The sequence below is a fragment of the Streptomyces sp. NPDC045026 genome (assembly GCF_056432625.1).
Map to the genome: position 1 here is coordinate 407643 of NZ_JBWKIS010000006.1, position 19367 is coordinate 427009.

20 protein-coding genes are annotated in these 19367 nt (G+C 71.0%); 6 read left to right on the forward strand and 14 right to left on the reverse strand.

Annotated features, from left to right (window positions below; all coding sequences use genetic code 11):
- Window positions 1-5 precede the first annotated feature (5 nt).
- The 3 genes from AC07EJ_RS17020 to AC07EJ_RS17030 all read left to right on the forward strand — a co-directional run bounded on the left by AC07EJ_RS17020 (window position 6) and on the right by AC07EJ_RS17030 (window position 2645).
- Window positions 6-881 carry a helix-turn-helix transcriptional regulator gene (locus AC07EJ_RS17020; RefSeq protein WP_389479100.1) on the forward strand — a complete coding sequence of 292 codons (876 nt, stop codon included), beginning with the start codon at window positions 6-8 and terminating at the stop codon, window positions 879-881.
- A 208-nt stretch (window positions 882-1089) separates the two neighbouring features.
- Complete coding sequence (locus tag AC07EJ_RS17025; RefSeq protein ID WP_389479102.1) at window positions 1090-1602, forward strand: cupin domain-containing protein; 513 nt, start codon at window positions 1090-1092, stop codon at window positions 1600-1602.
- Window positions 1602-2645, forward strand: a complete 1044-nt coding sequence (locus AC07EJ_RS17030; protein WP_478884451.1) for a 3-oxoacyl-[acyl-carrier-protein] synthase III C-terminal domain-containing protein — start codon at window positions 1602-1604, stop codon at window positions 2643-2645. Before AC07EJ_RS17025 ends, AC07EJ_RS17030 begins: the two co-directional genes overlap by 1 nt.
- Before the next feature lie 113 nt (window positions 2646-2758).
- Here AC07EJ_RS17030 and AC07EJ_RS17035 read toward each other — a convergent pair whose 3' ends face one another.
- The 4 genes from AC07EJ_RS17035 to AC07EJ_RS17050 all read right to left on the reverse strand — a co-directional run bounded on the left by AC07EJ_RS17035 (window position 2759) and on the right by AC07EJ_RS17050 (window position 6480).
- Window positions 2759-3643, reverse strand: coding sequence for an AfsR/SARP family transcriptional regulator (locus AC07EJ_RS17035; RefSeq protein ID WP_389479108.1), 885 nt, complete (start codon window positions 3641-3643; stop codon window positions 2759-2761).
- A gap of 274 nt (window positions 3644-3917) precedes the next feature.
- Window positions 3918-4367 carry a MarR family winged helix-turn-helix transcriptional regulator gene (locus AC07EJ_RS17040; protein ID WP_383895446.1) on the reverse strand — a complete coding sequence of 150 codons (450 nt, stop codon included), beginning with the start codon at window positions 4365-4367 and terminating at the stop codon, window positions 3918-3920.
- A 92-nt stretch (window positions 4368-4459) separates the two neighbouring features.
- A complete protein-coding gene (locus tag AC07EJ_RS17045; protein ID WP_389479110.1) occupies window positions 4460-4891 on the reverse strand; it encodes a hotdog fold thioesterase in 432 nt (143 codons plus the stop codon).
- Between the two features lie 11 nt (window positions 4892-4902).
- Complete coding sequence (locus AC07EJ_RS17050; protein ID WP_389479112.1) at window positions 4903-6480, reverse strand: MFS transporter; 1578 nt, start codon at window positions 6478-6480, stop codon at window positions 4903-4905.
- Between the two features lie 187 nt (window positions 6481-6667).
- On the opposite strand from AC07EJ_RS17050, the gene AC07EJ_RS17055 reads away from it, so the two are divergent.
- A complete protein-coding gene (locus tag AC07EJ_RS17055) occupies window positions 6668-7624 on the forward strand; it encodes an aldo/keto reductase (protein WP_389479269.1) in 957 nt (318 codons plus the stop codon).
- Window positions 7625-7686: 62 nt separating this feature from the next.
- Here AC07EJ_RS17055 and AC07EJ_RS17060 read toward each other — a convergent pair whose 3' ends face one another.
- The 10 genes from AC07EJ_RS17060 to AC07EJ_RS17105 form a co-directional block, all read right to left on the reverse strand.
- Window positions 7687-8424, reverse strand: a complete 738-nt coding sequence (locus tag AC07EJ_RS17060) for an HAD family hydrolase (RefSeq protein WP_389479114.1) — start codon at window positions 8422-8424, stop codon at window positions 7687-7689.
- Window positions 8421-10019 (reverse strand): FAD-dependent monooxygenase, encoded by a 1599-nt coding sequence (locus AC07EJ_RS17065; protein WP_389479116.1) that lies wholly within the window; start codon window positions 10017-10019, stop codon window positions 8421-8423. Before AC07EJ_RS17065 ends, AC07EJ_RS17060 begins: the two co-directional genes overlap by 4 nt.
- Entirely contained in the window at window positions 10007-10765 is a 759-nt protein-coding gene (locus AC07EJ_RS17070; RefSeq protein ID WP_389479118.1) for an SDR family NAD(P)-dependent oxidoreductase, read from the reverse strand. The genes AC07EJ_RS17065 and AC07EJ_RS17070 overlap by 13 nt, the downstream gene beginning before the upstream one ends.
- Before the next feature lie 90 nt (window positions 10766-10855).
- Window positions 10856-11842: a 3-oxoacyl-ACP synthase III family protein gene (locus AC07EJ_RS17075; RefSeq protein WP_389479120.1), complete on the reverse strand. Its 987-nt coding sequence runs from the start codon at window positions 11840-11842 to the stop codon at window positions 10856-10858.
- Between the two features lie 54 nt (window positions 11843-11896).
- Window positions 11897-12649 carry a 3-oxoacyl-ACP reductase family protein gene (locus tag AC07EJ_RS17080; RefSeq protein WP_389479122.1) on the reverse strand — a complete coding sequence of 251 codons (753 nt, stop codon included), beginning with the start codon at window positions 12647-12649 and terminating at the stop codon, window positions 11897-11899.
- Window positions 12646-13905 carry a beta-ketoacyl-[acyl-carrier-protein] synthase family protein gene (locus AC07EJ_RS17085; protein WP_389479124.1) on the reverse strand — a complete coding sequence of 420 codons (1260 nt, stop codon included), beginning with the start codon at window positions 13903-13905 and terminating at the stop codon, window positions 12646-12648. Before AC07EJ_RS17085 ends, AC07EJ_RS17080 begins: the two co-directional genes overlap by 4 nt.
- The gene (locus tag AC07EJ_RS17090; protein ID WP_383895470.1) at window positions 13905-14144 is read right to left on the reverse strand and encodes an acyl carrier protein; all 240 of its coding nucleotides are present in this window, start codon (window positions 14142-14144) and stop codon (window positions 13905-13907) included. Before AC07EJ_RS17090 ends, AC07EJ_RS17085 begins: the two co-directional genes overlap by 1 nt.
- A gap of 58 nt (window positions 14145-14202) precedes the next feature.
- Window positions 14203-15258: a ketoacyl-ACP synthase III family protein gene (locus AC07EJ_RS17095; RefSeq protein ID WP_389479126.1), complete on the reverse strand. Its 1056-nt coding sequence runs from the start codon at window positions 15256-15258 to the stop codon at window positions 14203-14205.
- Window positions 15259-15264: 6 nt separating this feature from the next.
- Window positions 15265-16287 carry a ScbA/BarX family gamma-butyrolactone biosynthesis protein gene (locus AC07EJ_RS17100; RefSeq protein ID WP_389479128.1) on the reverse strand — a complete coding sequence of 341 codons (1023 nt, stop codon included), beginning with the start codon at window positions 16285-16287 and terminating at the stop codon, window positions 15265-15267.
- A gap of 310 nt (window positions 16288-16597) precedes the next feature.
- Window positions 16598-17527, reverse strand: coding sequence for an NADP-dependent oxidoreductase (locus AC07EJ_RS17105; RefSeq protein ID WP_389479130.1), 930 nt, complete (start codon window positions 17525-17527; stop codon window positions 16598-16600).
- 164 nt (window positions 17528-17691) lie between these two features.
- Between AC07EJ_RS17105 and AC07EJ_RS17110 the strand changes: the two genes are divergently transcribed.
- Window positions 17692-18333, forward strand: coding sequence for an MBL fold metallo-hydrolase (locus tag AC07EJ_RS17110; RefSeq protein ID WP_389479132.1), 642 nt, complete (start codon window positions 17692-17694; stop codon window positions 18331-18333).
- The gene (locus tag AC07EJ_RS17115; protein WP_389479134.1) at window positions 18330-19352 is read left to right on the forward strand and encodes a quinone oxidoreductase family protein; all 1023 of its coding nucleotides are present in this window, start codon (window positions 18330-18332) and stop codon (window positions 19350-19352) included. Before AC07EJ_RS17110 ends, AC07EJ_RS17115 begins: the two co-directional genes overlap by 4 nt.
- Window positions 19353-19367 lie beyond the last annotated feature (15 nt).

The following is a 19367-nucleotide window of genomic DNA, read 5'->3' on the forward strand; positions in this document are numbered from 1 at the left end:
GGTTCATGACCACCAGCCTCAACGCAGTACGGGAGCCCCGTCGACGCGAGGAGCTCAAGCATTTCCTGCGCACGCGCCGGGAACGGCTCAGGCCCGAGGACGTGGGGCTTCCTCCTGGTGCGCGCCGGCGCACGCCGGGGCTGCGCCGGGAGGAGGTCGCGATGCTGGCCGGTATCGGCGCCTCCTGGTACACGTGGCTCGAACAGGGCCGGGACATCAAGGTGTCGGAGCAGGTCGTGGACTCGATCAGCCGGACACTGCTGCTGGACGCCGTGGAACGGGACCACCTGTACCGGCTGGTGGGGATGAACCCGCCACAGCGCGCGGCGGACGACCTGGCGGACACGGTGCAGTTGACGGCCCTCCTGGAGGGCTGGATGCCGAGTCCGGCGTATGTGATCGACCGGTGCTGGGACATCGTGGGGCTCAACCGTGCGGCCAGTCTTGTCTTCGGGTTCGGCGAGCGGGACACCAACTGTCTGATGTCTTTCTTCACCAATCCGGCGTTCCGGGCGCGTCATCGGTACTGGGCGGAAGTCGCTCCCGGTCTGGTGTCCGAGTTCCGCAGGGACGCCGCCCGTTACCCGGAGGAATCGCGGTTCACGTCGATCTCGCGCCGGCTGATGGAGGAGAGCAAGGAGTTCGCGGAGCTGTGGTCGCGGTACGAGCTCACGGCGAAGAACCAGGGCGTGAAGGCGATCGACCACCCGCGGGCGGGGTTCCTGATCTTCGACCACTCTGTGCTCGAGATCCCGGACCGTCCGGGGATCCGGCTGATGTTGCACACGGCGCGACCCGGCACGGAAACCCGCGAGAAGGTCGTGGAACTGCTGGGGCGGGATGAGCGGAAGGGCAGGATCTCGCTGGTCGAGGCGGGCTGAGCGGCCCGCGGCAGGCCTGCGTCGAGGCCTGTTTCAAGTCGGCGTCAGGCCGTCTCCAAGCTGGTGGGAGTCACAGGCCGGGGGGCTCGCAAGAGAACGACTGAAGGCCGGCTCAAGGCCAGCATGGGAAGTCAAGACAGACCTCATCGCAGTGACAATGCTCTGATACATATGACTGCGATCGCTTCCCGTGAGCAGAGGACATTCCGTGGTCAAGAAGAGCAGGCTCGCAACCGCCGGCGCCGCGGTGGCGCTCGGCGCCGGATTCGCCACCCAGCCCGTCGCCCAGGCCGACGTCACGTCCGACGTCCCCCCGGTCAGCTCGGTCACGCTGAGCCAGGGCGTCACCTCGGCGCCCTTCAAGATCAGGGCAGACGGCGATCGCAAGGTCCTCTACCGCAAGGCGACCGTGCAGCCGGGCGCCTCCACGGGCTGGCACTACCACGTGGGCGAGGAGATCGCCGTCATCAACTCCGGTACGTTCACCCGGATCGACGGCTCAGACTGCTCGGTGGAGGAGTACGGCCCGGGCGAATCGCTTGTGGAGCCCGTTGGCCCGACCACCGTTCACATGGGCATCAACAAGGGCACCGAGCCGGTCGAGCTGTACGTCGTCGACATCATCCCCACCACGGCGACCGCGCCGACCACAGCCGCCCCGGACCCGGGCTGCGACGTCGACTCGGTGACATCGAAGAGCACGAGCGCCGAGGCCAAGTGATGCGTCTTCCGAGCCCGTTGGGCATCTCGGGCCCCTCGCTCTGGCTACCCTCGGGTCGGCAGAGCGCGGCGGAGGCGGTCGCGCGTGAGCTGGTCGACGCCGAGACCGCCGACGAACTCGGGTACGCCGGACTGCCGGTGGCCGACATGGCACCGCCCGAGATGGCGGTCGAGGCCGGCCGCGAGGCACTCTCCGCAGCCGGGGTCGACCCCGGCACCGTGGGCCTCCTGCTGCACGCCTGGATCCACTATCAGGGGCACGACCTGTGGTCCCCCGCACACTTCATCGCCGACCGGCTGGGCGCCGACAGCGCCGTGCCCCTCGGCGTCCAGCAGGTGTGCAACGGTGGCGCGGCGGCCGTGGAACTGGCCGCCGCCCGGCTCTTCATCGAGCCCGACCTCGGGCAAGCCCTGATCACCACCGCCGACGCCTTCCTGGAGCCCGGATTCGACCGCTGGAGCGGGGACTACGGCATCGGGTACGGCGACGGGGCCACCGCCCTCGTCCTGCACCACCTGCCGGGGAGCGAGGGCGGCCGGGCGGCCGATCTGATCCTGCACTCGGTCGCCACGGTCGCCGCACCCCGGCTGGAGCGCATGCACCGCGGCGACGACCCGTTCGGCCCGGCCGCCCGCTCTCTCGGGCCGAAGGTCGACATCCGCCGGACCAAGAAGGCGTTTCTCCAGGCGGAGGGCATGGAGGCGTTCACCAAGGCGAGCGCCGCGTCGCTGCAGTCGGCGGTGGAGTCGTGCCTGGCGGGCGCGGGGCTGTCCGCGACGGGTGACGCGCCGCTGCGTTACGTGGTGGCGCCACGGCTCGGCCGCAAGACCATCGACCTGGCCTACGCGCCGCTGCTGACCAAGCTCACCGGGGCGGAGCTGCTGCGGCCCGGTGCCGACACCGGACACCTGGGAGCCGGTGACGCCGCGGCCAGCCTCGCGGAGCTGCGCACCCGGCGGGTGCTGGGCCCTGGCGAGTACGCGCTGGTGGTGAGCGCCGGCGCGGGGTTCACCTGGTCGTGCCTGCTGGTCAGCGGGGCCTGAGCGAACGGCGCGTATCTCTGCGCGATCCGTGTACGAAGGGGTCCGTGGGGCACAGTGCCCCACGGACCCCTTCATGCTGCCAACCCGGTTCAGCAACTTCTCGTCGGCTCGGTTCAGCCGGTCGCCCGCAGCGACGGCGCCAGGCTGTGCACCATGCCGCCCATGCTTTGGCGGTTCTGCTGCCGTACGACGATGGTCCGGTCGGCTGATCTGAGCCGGTGCGTGTCGAGCGACGGCTCGCCACGCAGGATGTCCTGCTCTATCTGGACCAGGAACGGCGAGGGCTCCAGGCCCAGCTCCTCCACCAGCCGGGCCCGCAGCCGCCGCATCACGGCGAGCGACTCGGCCCGCCGGCCACAGCGATAGAGCGCGAGCATCAGGTGCCGGTGGAAGTTCTCGTGAAGCGGGTGGCGGGCGGTGAGTTCGGTGAGTTCCGGAACCAGGGTGTGATGCGCGCCGCGCTGGAGGTCGGCATAGATCCGGTGCTCCAGCGTGCAAAGGAGGGACTCGTCCAGGTGGACGATCCGGGCGCCGAGCAGTTCGCCGGCCTCCACGTTGACGAGTGCCGGGCCGCGCCACAGCGCCACTGCCTGGTGGAGCAGTTCGGAGCCCTCGACGAATTCGTCGCGCTGGACCGCGGCGTTCCCGGCGGCGGTCAGCATCTCGTATTCGGTGATGTCGAGCGCGACCCTCCGCGTGGACAGCACATAGCTGCCGCCCTCGGTGATGAGGATTTCTTCGGCGATTTCGTTGGCGCTCTTCTTGAGGGCTTCCGCGATGGTACGGCGGACCTGCCCGATATAGGTCTGAATCGTTGCGGTGGCAGTGCGGGGAGGGTTATCTCCCCACAACTCTTGCACGAACGAATTGACCGGTATCGCGGTGTCGGCATTGACAGCGAGTAAAGCAAGCAGACGACGCGGCTTGGGCGCCAGCACGACCGGCTCCAGGTCGTTGTCCAATACGGTCATCGGCCCCAGGACATGAATCTGCACCATTCCCCCTTATTGGCACATCCATTCCACTCTGCGGTGAAACGGTCAAACCCCTCATCCCTCGTGTTAGGTACGTGCACCTAGCACGAGGTACCAGGCCACCCTAGCAGGAATCCGTCCGAGAACCTTTTCAGTAGACCATCGCACGAAGTGTTTACGGGCTAGAGCCCTCGCTGTTACATGCCCCCGCAGATGACATAAAAAGAAAACCACGTTGAATTTTGCCGGCAGGCGAATTCAACGTGGTTTTCCCATGATTCCGGCACGCCCCGAGGGGTTATTCCAGAGAACCCAGAACGGCGATGGTCCGCTCCAGGTACTCCTCGAACCGCGCCCTTTCCGCGGGCGTGAATTCGGCACCCAGCGTCCCTTCGACGCGAAGGGCCGCCTTGTCGGCCTTCTTCGCGATGGCGCGGCCCGACCGCGTCGCCCGGTTGACCACGACCTTCTGGTGCAGCTCCGAGGGTTCGCGGAACACCAGGTCGGCCTTCTCCAGGTTGGTCAGAACCGTCGCCATCGTCTGCGGCGTGACCATGCACTCGCGTGCGAGCTGGGCAGCAGACATGCCGTCCGAGACCGACAGCAGCAGCAGAACCGAGTACTGGGGCACCGTCAGGCCGAACTCTCGCAGCACGGCCGTCTTGCACCCGATCAGAGCCTGCTCGGCCCGCTTGATCGTGTGCCCGAGTCGGCCTGCGGCGACCGTCTCCGTCGTCGTCTTCGCCATATCAATAGTCTTGCATACGACAGAGGGCGAAGCGGTAGTCGTGCATTGTCTCCGCCGTACCGGCCTACCGTCGTTCCCCGAGGTACGTTCGGTCACCGGCTCGCCCGGCGCCTGGCCGGCGGGATCGCACAGGTCAGCCGGGCGGTGCAGGTTCGCCGGCCTCGCTCGTCACGGATGACGATCTCGTACGTGGCGGTGTGCGTGCCCACGTGCAGCGGTCGGCACTCACCGGTGACCCGGCCCGACCGCGCCCCGCCGTGGTGGGTGCAGGACAGCTCCTGACCGACGATGATCCGGTCGGCGCCCGCGTGCGTCCAGGCCGCGAGGGAACCGAGCGTCTCGGCCAGCACGGCGTTGGCCCCGCCGTGCAACAGGCCGATCGGCTGACGGTTGCCCGCCACTGGCATGGTGCCGATCACCAGGTCCGGCTCGCAGATCTCGATCTCGATACCGAGGCGCTCCACCAGCTGTTCGTCGGCATAGGGGGGCAGGACCTCGACGGGTCCGAGGGCGGTCTGTGTCATGACCCGCCCCTTCAGCGCGCGGAGGTGGGCTGGGGCGACGCCGCGGACGGCTCGCCGACGGCTTCGGCGGGGGCTTCGCCCGCGGCATCGGCCGACGGCTTGCCGCCCTTCAGCAGGCTGCCGACGACCACGGCGGTGACCACACAGGCCGCCGCGACGATCCACATGGTGGCGTGCAGGCCGGCGGCGTAGGCGTCGGCCATCGCGGCCACCGCCCGGTCCCGTACCCCGCCCGCGGGCATGGTCTCGGCGGCCTCGGTCAGACCGCCCTGGAGGGCGCGCGAGGTCAGCGCGTCCGCACCGCCCTGGAAGGCGGAGACCGCGTCGTTGTCGAGGGCGCTCTTGGTGAGCGCCGTGACGAGAGCGCCGAGACCGGCCATGGAGACCGCGTCGGAGGTGAGCCGCACCGTGTTGAACATGCCCGCGGCCATGCCCATCCGCTCCGGCTCGACGGCCGAGACGGCCGCGCCGTCCAGGATGCCCAGCGAGATGCCGTAACCGATACCGAGGAAGAGCAGCGGGCCGGCCAGCGCGGCGGTCGAGGCACCCGGCTCGACCATGGTCAGCCAGGAGGCGCCGACGGCGGAGAAGGCGAGCAGTACGACGAACAGGGCGCGCTGCGAGACCTTCTGCGCGAGTACGCCGGTGATGGCGGGCATCACCAGCGAGGGGCCGGTCAGCAGCAGCAGGACCAGGCCGATCCGGACGGCAGACAGGCCGCTCGTGGAGGTCAGGAACGGCGGCAGCACGATGACGAGCGCGACGAAACTGAACGCCAGTACCAGCGGCACCAGGCAGACGGCGAGGAACTGCGGGCGGGCGAAGAGACCCAGGTCGAACATCGGGTGCTCGGAGCGGCGCTCCACCACCACGAAGGTCAGGAGCAGGACCAGGCAGCCGACGGCCGAGGCGAGCACGATCGGGTCGGTCCAGCCGCGGCCCGGCCCCTCCACCAGGGCGAGGACGAACAGGGCGACGCCGAGGCCGAAGGCGAAGGAGCCCGCCCAGTCGAAGCGGGGTCCGCGGTTCGGTTCCGTACGGGGCAGCAGGGGTGTGCTGAGCAGGACGAGTACGGCGACCCCGGCGAGCACGAGGAACACCGAGCGCCAGCCCCACAGGTTGACCAGGACGCCGCCGAACATCGGGCCGAACGCGAGACCCGCGCCCAGGAAGGTGCCGAACAGTCCGAACGCCTTGGCCCGGGCGGGGCCGTCGAAGGCCTGGGCCACGATCGCGGTGATGGAGGCGAGCGCCGCGCCGCTGCCGAAACCGGAGATGGCGCGCGAGATGTCGAGCAGCAGGATGCTGCTGGAGAGGCCGGAGACGGTCATCCAGAACGCGAAGAAGGCCATGCCCCAGGTGAACATCCTGCGGTGGCCCACGCGGTCGGCGAGCGAGCCCATCGCCGCGAGGCTGCTGGACGCGGTCAGCATGTAGCCGTCAACTACCCACTGGGCAGCGGCGAGGGAGCTGTGCAGGTCGGCGCCGATGTCGGGTACGGCCACGGACGGGCCGGTCACCACCAAGGTCATCAGCGGGCCGACGACGCACGCCGCGGCGAGAGTCGCCCGCGGGTTGCCGGTGGACACGGAGAATCACCCCTGTTCTGTTCTATTCGTTGGCAGGCATGTGTAAGAACTCTGTCATAGAGTAGGAGTCTGACCATAGGGGATGTCAATGTCTTATGGCAGAGTTCTGCATGAAGGCGAGGCCCTGTCACGCGGATCGAGCGGACAGGACTCCACGGGCACAACGGGAGAGGCGGTGCGCACGAACATGCGCAGGATCCAACTGGGCGGCTCACAGAGGACTTTCGCGGCTGTGGGACTCGGCTGCATGGGCATGTCGTGGGGGTACGACGAGCTGGGCCGGGACGAGAGCGAGTCCATCGCGGTCGTACGGCACGCGATCGACCTCGGCGTCGACCTGATCGACACGGCCGACCAGTACGGCCCGTTCACCAACGAACTGCTGGTCGGCAAGGCGCTGCGGGGCTACCGCGACAAGGCGCTGCTCGCCACCAAGGGCGGACTCGTGGTGGACGACCCGGGCACCTACAAGAGCCACCGGGACGGCCGGCCGGAGTATCTGCGAGCCGCCGTCGACGCGAGTCTGCAGCGGCTCGGCGTGGACCACATCGACCTCTATCAGCTCCACCGCATCGACCCCGAAGTGCCCGTCGAGGAGAGCTGGGGCGCGCTCGCGGAGTTGGTGAAGGAGGGCAAGCTCGGCACGATCGGGCTCTCCGAGGCGTCGGTGGAGGAGATCGGCCGGGCGCACGCGGTCCACCCGGTCGCGTCCGTGCAGAGCGAGCTGTCGCTGTGGAGCCGGGAGGCCCTGAAGAACGGCGTGGTGGAGTACTGCGGGCGCGAGGGCATCGCGTTCATCGGTTTCGCCCCGCTCGGCCGCGGCTTCCTGTCCGGCCTGATCAGCAGCCCGCAGGACCTGCCGAAGGTGGACGGTCGGCACCGGATCCCGAGGTTCCAGCCCGAGGCCATCAGTGCCAACCAGACCATCGTCGACCGGGTGCGGATCCTGGCCGACGACCTCGGCGCGACCGTCGCCCAGGTGGCGATTGCGTGGGTGCTGGCCCAGGGCGAGCACGTGGGCGTCATCCCCGGCACCAAGACCCGCCGCTACCTGGAGGACAACGCGCAGGCCGGCTCCCTGACCCTCCCGCCCGAGGCCCTCGCCGAACTGGCCGCCCTGCCGGAGGCGGTCGGCGCCCGCTGACCCTCCGGTGCAATGCCGAAGGGGCGCCTCATGCGAGGCGCCCCTTCGTGCTCGCCCGTCGGCTACACCGGCTGGCGGCGCGTCCCTGCCATCAGAGTGGCCGGGATGACCGGCCAGCCCTGTTCGGTCGCGTGGGCCGCCATCCGCGGATTCTCGCCGACGACCGTCGGGTGGCCCACCATGCTCAGCATGGTCAGGTCCCCCGGGTCGTCGCCGTACGCGTAGCAATCGGCCGGGTCCGCGCCGAACTTCGCCAGCGCTTCCCGGACCGCGTCCGCCTTCGCCGGGCCGAACATCGCGTGCCGGATCGCACCCGTCATGCGCCGGTCCGTGTCCAGCTCCGGTTCCGTGCACAGGACCAGGTCGACGCCCAGGTCGTCGGTGATCGGGTGGAGCGTCGCCGCCCAGGAGCCAGAGATGACCACGGTGCGGTGGCCGGCCTCCTGGTGGCGGCGCAGCCGGGCGACCGTCGACTCGATGAACGGCATCCCGCGCTCGCGCAGATGGGCGTACCACTCCCGCGCTTCAGCGACCAGGTCGTCCCAGGGGACACCGGCGTGCAGCTCGTAGAACTTGGAGACCACCTCGACCGGTGTCACGCCCGTCGACGCCAGCCGCCGCAGCGGCTCGACGAGCCGCTCGTACGCGGCGCCGGTGACGTCTCCCTCCCGCTTCATCCGGTGCCGCAGCAGCGAGAACGGTGTTTTCATGGCGACGAGCGTCTCGTCGGCGTCGAAGAACGCCACCACCGGACGGGAATGGTCGGTAGTGAGGGGAGGGAAGGCGGGAGAAGTGGTCAAGACCGGCTCCTGAGGTGTGCCGCTCGGGTGAGCAGTCGCGTGATGTCCTGGGGGCTCCGGGGGTCGACCCGCGCGAGCAGATGGCCGTCCGGGCGCACGACCGCCACAGCGGGCCCCGGGCCGAGCGCCCGGGCCAGGCCCCGGGGAACGGCACGGGTCAGATCGAGCACCGGGGTGCCCTGTGGCAGCTTCCGGCGGACCCGGTCGCGGATTCGCTGCCAGTCCGACGGCGGGGTCCGTGTGCCGGGCCACAGCAGCACGGTGTGCCGGTCCCGATCGATCGTCGGCCAGCCGCCGCTGTCGAGCCGTGGGGCCGAGGGCCGACTCCCGGTGACCGCCTCACCCGAACCGTCGGCAGGCGAGCCCGACGAGACCCTCAGCGGCATTCGGGGATGGCGGTCACCGTCGTAGCTGACGGCCGTCTGGCTCAGCTGCGGGGCGAGCCTGCGCTGGAAGAGACCGGTCCGGTCGGCCGCCGTGAACGCGGCGTCCCGCAGTGCGACCTTCGCGGGCGTGTTGACCAGACCCGCCTTGGTCAGCAGCGCCGTCGAGCGGGCCACCTCGTGGGAGACGGCCCGGCGTTCGGGGTCGTACGAGTCGAGGATCGGCTCCCCGAACTCGCCCCGCAGGACGCCGGACAGCTTCCACGCCAGGTTGAACGCGTCCTGCATGCCGGTGTTCATGCCCTGGCCGCCGGCCGGGCTGATCACATGGGCGGCGTCGCCCGCGAGAAAGCAGCGGCCGCTGCGGAAGGCGGAGGCGATCCTGACCCGCACCCGGAAGGATCCGCTCCACAGCAGTTCCTCGACGCGGCTGCGGCCGGCCGCCCGGTCGTCGACGACCTGCTGGAACATCTCCCGGGGCGGCGGGTTGTCCTCGCTGTACGCGTCGTGCGGCACGTTCAGGGCGATGCGGTGCACGCCGTCACCCATCGGGCCCAGCACCATGGCGCCGCTCGGCGCGTAGCAGTAGTGGGACAGGTCCTCGGAAAGGGTGGTGGTCAGCCGGGCGTCGGTGATCGCGAACGACACGTCGACCGGCGGGCCGTCGTAGCCGATGCCCAGTTCCTTGCGGACGGTACTGTGCGCGCCGTCCGCGCCGACGAGCCAGCCCGGCTCCAGTTCCTCGGTCCGGCCGTCCTCGTGCTCCAGCTTGACGGCGGGACCGTCCGCCGCGTTGTCGAGGGCGGTGAGCCGGACGCCCTGCTCGACAGATCCGCCGAGCGCGGCGAGCCGCCGGCGCAGCACCGCCTCGGTGTCGTTCTGCGAGAGGGTGAGCGCGAACGGGTAGGGGGAGTCGGGCAGTTTACTCATCCAGGCGGTCGCCAGGCGGCGGCCGCGCGAGTAGAACGCGGTGCCCGCGAGGCGGTGACCCGTGTCGAGCAGTTCCTCGGTCACCTCGATCCGGTCGAGGAGTTCGAGGTTGCGCGGCCAGATGACGTTCGCGCGGGAGTGCGCGGTGTGTCCGCGGCCGGAGTCCACGACGCGTACCGGGATGCCCTGCTGGAGCAGTTCGCACGCGACGACCAGGCCGACAGGACCGGCGCCGACGACAAGGACGGGCCGGTCCGCCCGCACATCCGTCAGGCCGCCCACATCAGGCCCCCGTTGACCTCGACCACGCTGCCGTTGACGTACGAGCTGTCCTGCGAGGCGAGGAACACGGCGGTCGCGCCGACCTCGGTAGGACGGCCGAGGCGCCCGGACAGCAGACGGCCGCGGTAGCTCTCCCAGGCGCGCTCGTTGGAGGCCAGCTCTTTGCCCATGCCCTCGTCGATGTAACCGGGCGACAGACAGTTGACGGTGATGCCCTTGGGGGCGAGTTCGGCGGCCGAGGTCTTGGTGAACATCTCCACGGCGGCCTTGCTCGCGCTGTACGCGGCGGCGCCGATCGCGGCCCGGCCGGCGACGCAGGACGACACATTGATGATGCGGCCGCCGATGCCGGTCGCCTCGCGGCGGGCGGCCATCGGGCCGATCACCGCGCGCGTGCAGAGGAAGACACCGGTCAGATTGGTGGCGAGCGTGGTGTTCCAGTCGGCCACCGACAGCCGGGCGATCTTGCCGTCGCGGCTGACGCCCGCGTTGTTGACGAGGACGTCGACACCGCCGAACGTCTCGCCCGCGGCGGCGACCAGCTCGGCCACCGAGATCTCGTCGGTGACGTCGGTGTGGTGGAAGAGCAGCCGGTCGCCGTGGTCGTCGGCGAGTTCCTTGATGTCGTACGGGTTGCGCGCGGCGACCACGACCGAGGCACCCTCCGCGAGGAAGGCCTCGGCTATCGCCCGCCCCAGGCCCCGTGTGCCGCCAGTGATGACGGCCGTCTGTCCGTCGAGCCTCATGGCTCCTCCATCCGATGCTGCGTGTGGTGTGCGTGTGGGGTCAGTACTGGGGGTACGGGCGGGGCGGCGACGCCCCGGGCCGGGCGGGCGTCAGTACCAGGTCAGGAGTGCCGCGCCCGCGGTCATGCCCCCGCCGACCGACGCCATGAGGACCCGCTCACCGCGCTTCAGCGGCCGTTCCCGGTGGGTGGCGTGCAGGGTGAGCGGCACCGAGGCGGCGACCGTGTTGCCCAGGTGCGGCGCGGTGTAGGCGACGCGGTCCGGGTCGATGCCGGCGTCCGCCACGAAGGTCTCCAGGAGCCTGGTGTTGGCCTGGTGGAAGACGAACCGGTCGATGTCATCCAGGGCGAGCCCGCAGTCGTCGAGCGTCTGGGCGGTCAGCTTCGCGAGCACCGAGAGGGCGTAGTCACGCACCGCGCGGCCGTCCATCCGGAAGTAGTGCTTGCCGGCCTCGCGGGCCTCGGCGTCGAGCGGCGTCCGGGTGCCGCCTCCCTCCACGCCCACGTAGTGGTGGAACTCCCCGTCCGTGACCAGGTGCACTGACTGCAGACCGTAGCCCTCGGGCACCTCTCCGAGCAGGACGGCGCCCGCGCCATCGCCGAACAGGCTCACCGTGCGCCGGTCGGACCTGTCCATGATCGTGGAGAACATGTCGGCGCCGACGAGCAGCACGTGCTCCCCGTGCCGGCCTGCCTTCAGGAGCCCCTCGGCGACCGAGAGGCCGTACAAGAAGCCGCTGCAGACGGCGTTGATGTCGAAGGCGGGCAGGGTGGAGAGCCCCAGCTTGTGCTGGAGGATCGCCGCGGTGGACGGCTGCGGGACGTCCGGAGTGCTGGTCGCCACGACCAGCGCGCCGAGCCGCTCGCAGACCGCTTCCGAGACGCCTTCCAGCGCCTCCCGGGCCGCGTGCAGGGCGAGGTCGGACGTGGCCGTACCGGGCTCGGCGTACCGCCGTGTGAGGACGCCGGTCCGCTCGGTCACCCAAGACTCGGGCATCCCCGTCCAGGCGCTGATCTGCTGGTTGTCGACCACCTGGTCGGGTGTGTAGGAGCCGATCGACAGGACACCGACGGGCATGGTTTACCTTCCATGTGCTTGGTGAGTGGTGGTGGATGCGTGCGGCACGGGGCCTCAGTGACCCATGCCGAGCCCACCGCTGACCGGCAGCACGGCGCCGGTGATGTACGAGGCCTCCTCGCCGGTGAGGAACCGCACGGCGGCGGCCACTTCGTCGGCGGTGCCGGCCCGGCCCAGTGGCGTCATCGCCAGGTACTGGTCCATGCGGGCCGGCCGTACGTCGCGCAGCATGTCCGTCTCGACGAGCCCGGGGGCGACGACGTTGACGGTGATGCCTCGGCTGCCGAGCTCCCAGGCGAGGGAGCGGGCCAGGCCGACGAGGCCGGACTTGGCGGCGGTGTAGTTCGTCTGGCCGGGCGAGCCGGTGAACGCCACGGCTGAGGAGATCAGCACCAGTCGGCCCCAGCGCCCGCCGAGCATGCCCCGGGCCGCATGCTTGGTGACTCTGATGACCGACCGCAGGTTGGTGTCGAGGACGGTGTCGACGGCGTCGTCGTCGAGGGCGAGCAGCAGCCCGTCCCGAGTGATGCCGGCGTTGGCGACCAGCACCTCGACGTCGCCGTGGGCGGCCGCGACCTCCTTGAAGGCGCGTTCCACCTGTGCCTCGTCCGTGACGTCGCAGCGCACCCCGAGCAGCCCCTCCGGGGGTTCGCCGGTGCGGTACGTGACGGCCACCCGGTCGCCGCGCTCGGCGAGTGACCGGGCGACGGCCAGACCGATGCCGCGGTTGCCACCGGTGACCAGGACGGAGCGGCCGTAGGGGGCCGGGCCGCCCGAGCGGCCCATGGAGCTGGGAGTCTGCGTCATGCTGGCGTCACCACGATCACCGCGTTCTGGCCGCCGAAGCCGAACGAGTCGTTGACCGCCGCGCCGATCTCCATCGGCCGGGCCTCCTTGGCCACCACGTCCACCCCAATGCCCGGGTCCAGGCTGCTCAGGTTGGCCGTCGGCGGGACGAGGCGACGCTCCACGGCGAGCACCGTGTACACCGCCTCGGCGGCTCCGGCGGCGCCCAGCAGATGGCCGACGACACCCTTGGTGGAGGTGACGGCGGGCTTCTCGCCGAAGACCCGGCGGAGCATCCCGGCCTCGGTGATGTCGTTGAGCGGGGTCGACGTGCCGTGCGCGTTGACGTGGTCGACCTCGGAGGTGTCGACCAGGGCGTCGGCGAGCGCTGCCCGGATGGCCCGCTCGGCGCCGCCGCCGGTCGGGTCGGGCGCCGACGCGTGGTGGCCGTCGGCCGAGGCGCCGAAGCCGGAGACCCGGGCCCGGATGCGGGCGCCGCGCGCCCGCGCGTCCTCGACCCGCTCCAGGACGAGCATGGCGGCGCCCTCGCCGGCGACGAACCCGTTGCGGTCGGCGTCGAAGGGGCGGGACGCCGACGCCGGGTCGTCGCGCCGGGGCGACAGCGCGCCGGCGCGGGCGAGGCTGGCCATGGCGGTCGGGGACATCGCGGCCTCGGCGCCGCCGGCCAGGACGATGTCGCAGACCCCGGACTCCAGGAGCGCGCGGGCGTACCCGATCGCCGTGTTGCCGGACGCGCAGGCGGTCGACACCACCTGGTTGGGGCCGAGTGCCTTGAGGTCCATGGCGATGTAGCCGGCGGTCATGTTGACCGGGCCCATCACCATGAGCAGCGGCGAGACGAACTCGGGTCCGTCGGCGAGGTGCTTGCCGTGCTCGCGTTCGACGGTGGACCAGCCACCGAGCGAGGTGCCGACCACGACGCCGACGCGGGGGCCGTCCCAGGCCGCCGGGTCGAGCCCGGCGTCCTCGACGGCCTGCCGGGCGGCGACCACGCCGAAATGGCTGATCGGGTCCATGCGGACGGCGCTGCGCCGCCCGAGCAGGGCGCCCGCGTCGAAGTCCGGTACACGGCAGGCGAAGTCGACGGGCAGGCCGGCGAGGTCCGGGTCGGTGGCCGCGGTGGACCCGCCCGACCAGACCCGCTCGAAGTTGGCCTCGACACCGAGGCCGGCCGGGGTGACCAGGCCGACGCCGGTGACCGCCACGTCGAAGCGTTTGGTGCGCCCGCCCGGGCGCTGCGTCGGTATGCCTGTCATCAGGCCACCGCGACCTTGGAGTCGATCTCGGTGAGGATGTCGGCGAAGGTGTTCTCCGGGGTCAGCGCCGTCTCGTCGATCTGGACGCCGAACTCCTTCTGCACGATGACGCTGAGCTCGATCAGGGCGAGCGAGTCCAGGTCGAGGGCGTCGAAGGTGGAGGTGGTGTCGAGATCCTCGGCGTCCATGCCGAGCTTCTCGGAGACGAGCGCGAAGAGACGGTCCTGGTGAGCGGGCATGAGGGTTCTCCTTGGGAGTTGGATGCGAATCGGGTGGAGCGGTACGGATCGCGGGAGGTCAGCGTTTGCTGACCACGGCCGCGGTGAAGGTGAACCCGCCGCCGCCGTTCAGCACGAGGGCGTGCGCCCCGGGCCTCAGGAGGTCCGAGCGGGCCAGGTCGGCCAGGGAGGCGTTCAGGTCGCCGGCCCCCACGTGCCCGGTGGCGCGGCCCAGGTCGAGCACCTCCGCGGAGGTGACGTCCTTCAGCGGCGGGATGTACGCCTCGGTCATCGCCTTGGCGCCCAGGCGTGGGATCACGGCGTAGTGCAACCGCGGGTCGTCGCCGGTGAGCCCGGCGTCGGCCAGGCACTCCTCGACGACGGCACGGATGCGGTCGGCGGCCGTCTTGACGAAGAAGTCGACGCCGTACGCCTTGATGAAGGCGCGCTTGGTGCGCCGCACGTCGATCACCGGACTGTGCCCCATCGGCGTCGCGTTGAGTTCGTCGTCGCCGCGGTGCATCACCTCCAGTTCGGAGGCCGTCCGGGTGGCGAGCGAGTGCAGCAACAGGTCCGGAGCGAAGGCGCGCGCCGAGCCGGGTTCTGCCGCGGAGACGGTGCGGTGGACGAGGACGGCGGTGGCCGCGTCGCCGGCCGCCATCCCGTAGTCGCTGCGCCAGCGGTGCCAGCTCGGCATCAGGAAGCGGTCGGCGGTCGTGACCAGGGCGGGGCCGGCGGCCGGGTCGCCCTGGAGTCGGCTCGCGGCCAGTTCGATGCCGATGGCGCCGCCGTTGCACTGCTGGAGCAGCCCGATCGGTACGGCACGGTCGGCGCCGATCCGGTTGGCGATGTAGTGCGGTGCGGACCAGGCGTCGTGGCCCTGGTGGTGGACGCTGGCGTGCAGGACGAGGGAGAGCGCGTCGGCGCGGGCGCCGGAGAGGGTGAAGAGCCGGTTGGCGGCCTCGACAGCCATGTCCGGCGGCGCGATGTCCTCGCTGACAGGGAGGGACGTGTAGCCGAGTTCGCGGGCGGTGCGGGCGTCGATGTCACCGGCGGCCACGGCCTCTTCGGTCGTCTGGAGGCCGTCGGGATACCAGGCCGTCGCCGAAAGCCCCAGGGGCGAGTCGAGTCGCACGGCCCGTCACCTGCCGTCCGCGTCGAGCACGTCGGGCGCTTCGGGCTCCGGAAGGACCGCGACTTCGACCTCGGCCGTGCAGACCGACTCCCCGTCCTGCAGGAAGTCGACGGTGAGGAGCTCGCCGGCCGAGGGCGCGACGGAGACCGTGACCGGGCTGTCGAGTTCGACGAAGCGACGGAACGTGGCGGCGAAGGCGCGTGCGTACCGCCGGTCGCCGGACTCGTCGGAGGCAAGGACCGCGGCCTGGCGCGCCGCCTCCATCAGGGCCATCGCCGGTACGTGGTCGAGGGGGTGGTCGTACATGGCCGCGTGCTGCACCGGGACGTCGAGCACGGCGCGCAGCGCGGTCGTGGCGTCGGGGTGTCGTGCCACGTCCGTGAGGACCACATTCTCCGTCCGCTCGCGGCCCACCAGAGCGGGCGCGACGGGCGTACCGGTGCGGGTGCGCGGCATGGCGGAGGAGAGCGGCGGGACGGAGCCGCGGCTCTTCTCGCGGTGGGCCGTGTAGCCGTCGCGGCTGAGGTATCCGGCCACGACGACGCTCGTCCCGGCCCGTCGGCCGCCCACCACGAACACGCACTCCAGGGTGGCTGCCAGCAGCCTGGTGCCGCGCCGCTTGAGGTCGCGCGTGGTGACCTCGACGACGAGCTCGTCCGGAGCGTCGCCGCGGGCCCGCAGGGCGGCGAGGTCGGTGAACTCGGTGGTCCAGTCGCTGATCAGGAAGGAGGTGTCGTAGGTGACGTCCAGCCACTGGTGCGCCACGACGGTGACCGCCTGGCGGGCGGCCTCCAGGAGGAACAGCGGGTCGAGCAGCGCGGGCCGCTGAGTGTGGTCGTTGTAGTAGCTGTGTGCGCGGGGCGCCTGGATGGCCACGGCGAAGGCGTCGTCGCCGTGCCGTACGGCGTCGGTAACGAAGACCTCCATGACGGCCCGGCGGTGCACCAGGACGCGGTCCAGAGGACGCTGGTAGACGAGTTCGGCCGCGGCCGGGGCCGCTTCCGTCGGCTCCTGCTCAGCAAGGGTCATGCCCGGTTCCGTTCGTCCGTGGGTCTGCTTCGGCGGGCCCCTGAGGGCATGAATCAAGCCTCACAGCTCGCTCTGGGGTTTCATCTGCGAACGACGGGGCAGTCGGCCGGGGACTCACGTGTGGCCAACTTGAGAGTCGCTGAAGATTCACTGAAGCCCGGCCGCAGAGACCCCCGGACATACGAGAAGGGCCGCCCCTGGCCGGGGCGGCCCTTCTTCGCTTACGGGTATGGGGTGCGGTTCTTCCGGTACGGGTCTCCGGTGCGTGCGTGCGTGCGTGCGTGCGGTTCGGTCGGCGGCAAGCGCCGGATCAAGCCGTTTCGACCGCGAGGACGACTTTGCCGCGTACATGGCCGGTTTGGACGAGTTCGTGGGCGCGGGCGGCGTCGGCGAGCGGGAACTCGGCGCTCACGTGGACACGTACCTCGCCGCGGTCCGCCATCGCCACGAGGTCGGCGAGGTCGACCGGGTCGGGACGGACGAACACGTAGCGTCCGCCGAGTCCCGTCACGTCACCGGAGATGGAGGCGAGCCTTCCGCCCTGCCGCAGCAGCTCCGGCGAGCCGAACAGGGTGTCCCCGCCCATGAGATCGAAGACGGCGTCGCAGCCCTCCGGGGCCAGCGCGCGCACCTGGTCGGCGAGCCCGGGGCCGTAGGTCACCGGCTCGGCGCCGAGCGACCGGAGGAAGTCGTGGTTGCGCTCGCTGGCCGTACCGATGACGCGGGCGCCGAAAGTGCGGCCGATCTGGACGGCGAGCGAGCCGACCCCGCCGGCCGCCGCGTGCACGAGCAGCACGTCGCCGGCGGCGATCTCCAAGTGGCGGCGGAGTGCCTGGTACGCGGTGAGACCGGCGGCCGGCAGTCCGGCCGCCTCCCGCGCGTCTAGGGAGCGCGGCTTGTGCGCCAGGGTCCGGACGGGCGCGGCCACCAACTCGCCGTACGTACCGCGCTGCATGTGGTCGGCGCGGACGTAGCCGACGACCTCGTCGCCGGGGGCGAACTCGGTGACGCCGAGGCCGGTGCGTTCGACGACGCCGGACAGGTCGCAGCCCATCACCATGGGGAAGTGCGAGTCGAACCAGCCGTCGATGTAGCCCTCGCGGATCTTCCAGTCCGCAGGGTTGACGCCCGCGTACCGCACCCGGACGAGCACCATGTCCGGGCCGAGGCGCGGCTCGGGGAGGTCCACGAGTTCCAGGACCTCCGGGCCTCCGTAGCGCTGGATGGCGATGGCCTTCACGGACGAACCCCCTGCTGGGACGACGGATGTACGGGGCGCCGGATGCCCACCCCGGGCGGGGCCGGCCGATGGCTGCCCTCGCCACTATAGGGCAGACGTGAGCCAGGGTTCTGCGACACCTATGACAATTGACATATGACCGAAGGCTCCGTCAGAGTCGCGTCATGCTCGTACTGTCCGCCGCCACCGGCAAGTTCGGAACGAACGTCCACATCGTCGCCGCCGGTCCGGGTAACCCCTGCCTTGTCGTCGATCCCGGACACGACTCCCGCGAGGCGGTCCTGCAGGCCGTCCGCGCCCACCGCCTCGAACCCGAGGCCATCCTGATCACGCACGGCCACATGGACCACACGTGGGACGCCGTGCCGCTCGCCCGGCACTACCGCGTTCCGGCCTGGATCCACCCGGCCGACCGCTACCAACTCGGTGCTCCCGCCAAGGGACTGCCCGACTCGTTCCCTCGCGACCTGCTCGTCGGCCACCCCGACCAGGAACCCGACGAGGTCAGCGAACTCCCCGAGCGGGGCGGCGAACTGACCTTCGCCGCCGGCACCGTCACGGTGCTGCACACGCCCGGCCACACCGTCGGCTCGGTGATGTTCCGCTTCGACAGCGGCGATGCTCCCCTGCTCGCCACCGGCGACACCCTGCTCGCGAACGGCCCGGGACGCGCGGACGCACCGACTGCGAGCCCCACGAGCATGGAGGACTCCCTCCGCATGGTCACCGGCCTCTGCCCGGACGACGCCCGGTTGCTCACCGGCCACGGCCCCACCACCTTCCTCAGCCAGACGGGAATCCGATGACGAACACCGCCCCGACCTCCACGACCTCCGGCAGCCGTATGCGCACCGTCCGCTTCGACGCCTTTGGCACCCCGTCCGTCCTCGCCGTCGGTGACGTCGCCACGCCCGAGCCCGAGACCGGCCAGATCACCGTCGACGTCCAGTACGCGGGCGTGAACTTCGCCGAAGTGATGTTCCGCCGCGGCCAGTTCCCGGTCGACCTCCCGCACTTCCCCGGCCTTGAGGCGGTCGGCACGGTCCGCGCCGTGGGCGAGGGCGTCACCGGCTTCGCGCCCGGCGAGCGAGTCGCCGCACTCACCCTGGGCGGCGGCGGCAACGCCGAGGTGGTCGCCGTCGGCGCCGAACACGTCGTCAGTCTCGACGGCGAGCTCGCCGGCCTGGACGGAGCCCTCGCGGCCGGTGCCCTGTGCAACGTCACCACTGCCCTCGGCGTGCTCACCTCCGCCGGCCACCTCGCGAAGGGAGAGACCGTGGTCGTCCTCGCCGCGGCGGGCGGCGTCGGTACGGCCGCGGCACAGCTGGCCCGCTCGCTCGGCGCGGGCACGGTCATCGGTGTGACGAGCTCCCCCGCCAAGGCCGAGTACGCGCGCGGCTTCGGCTACGACAGCGTCGTGTCGTACGAGGAGCTGGAGCAGGAGGTGGCCGAGCGGACCGGCGGAGCGGGCGCGGACCTGGTCCTGGACTCCGTCGGCGGCGGCTTCCGGTCGTCCGTGACGGGCTTCCTGGCCGCCTTCGGCCGGCACGTCATCTTCGGCAACGCGGCGGCCGAGGACGTCACCTTCGAGGGCAACCACCCCTGGTACACGAACAGTTCCCTCGCCGGCTACAACCTGGGCGGCGTCGCAGGGCGGGCGCCGGAGCTGCTCCGCGCCCACCTGGAGCAGTCCCTGGCGGAGGTCGCCAAGGGCACCGTCCGCGTGGACGTGACCGTGCTCCCGCTGGCGGACGCGGCACGCGCGCACGAACTCCTGGAGACCCGGGCGTCCACGGGCAAGTACGTCCTCGATGTCCGGTCCTGAACGAGGCACGACCAG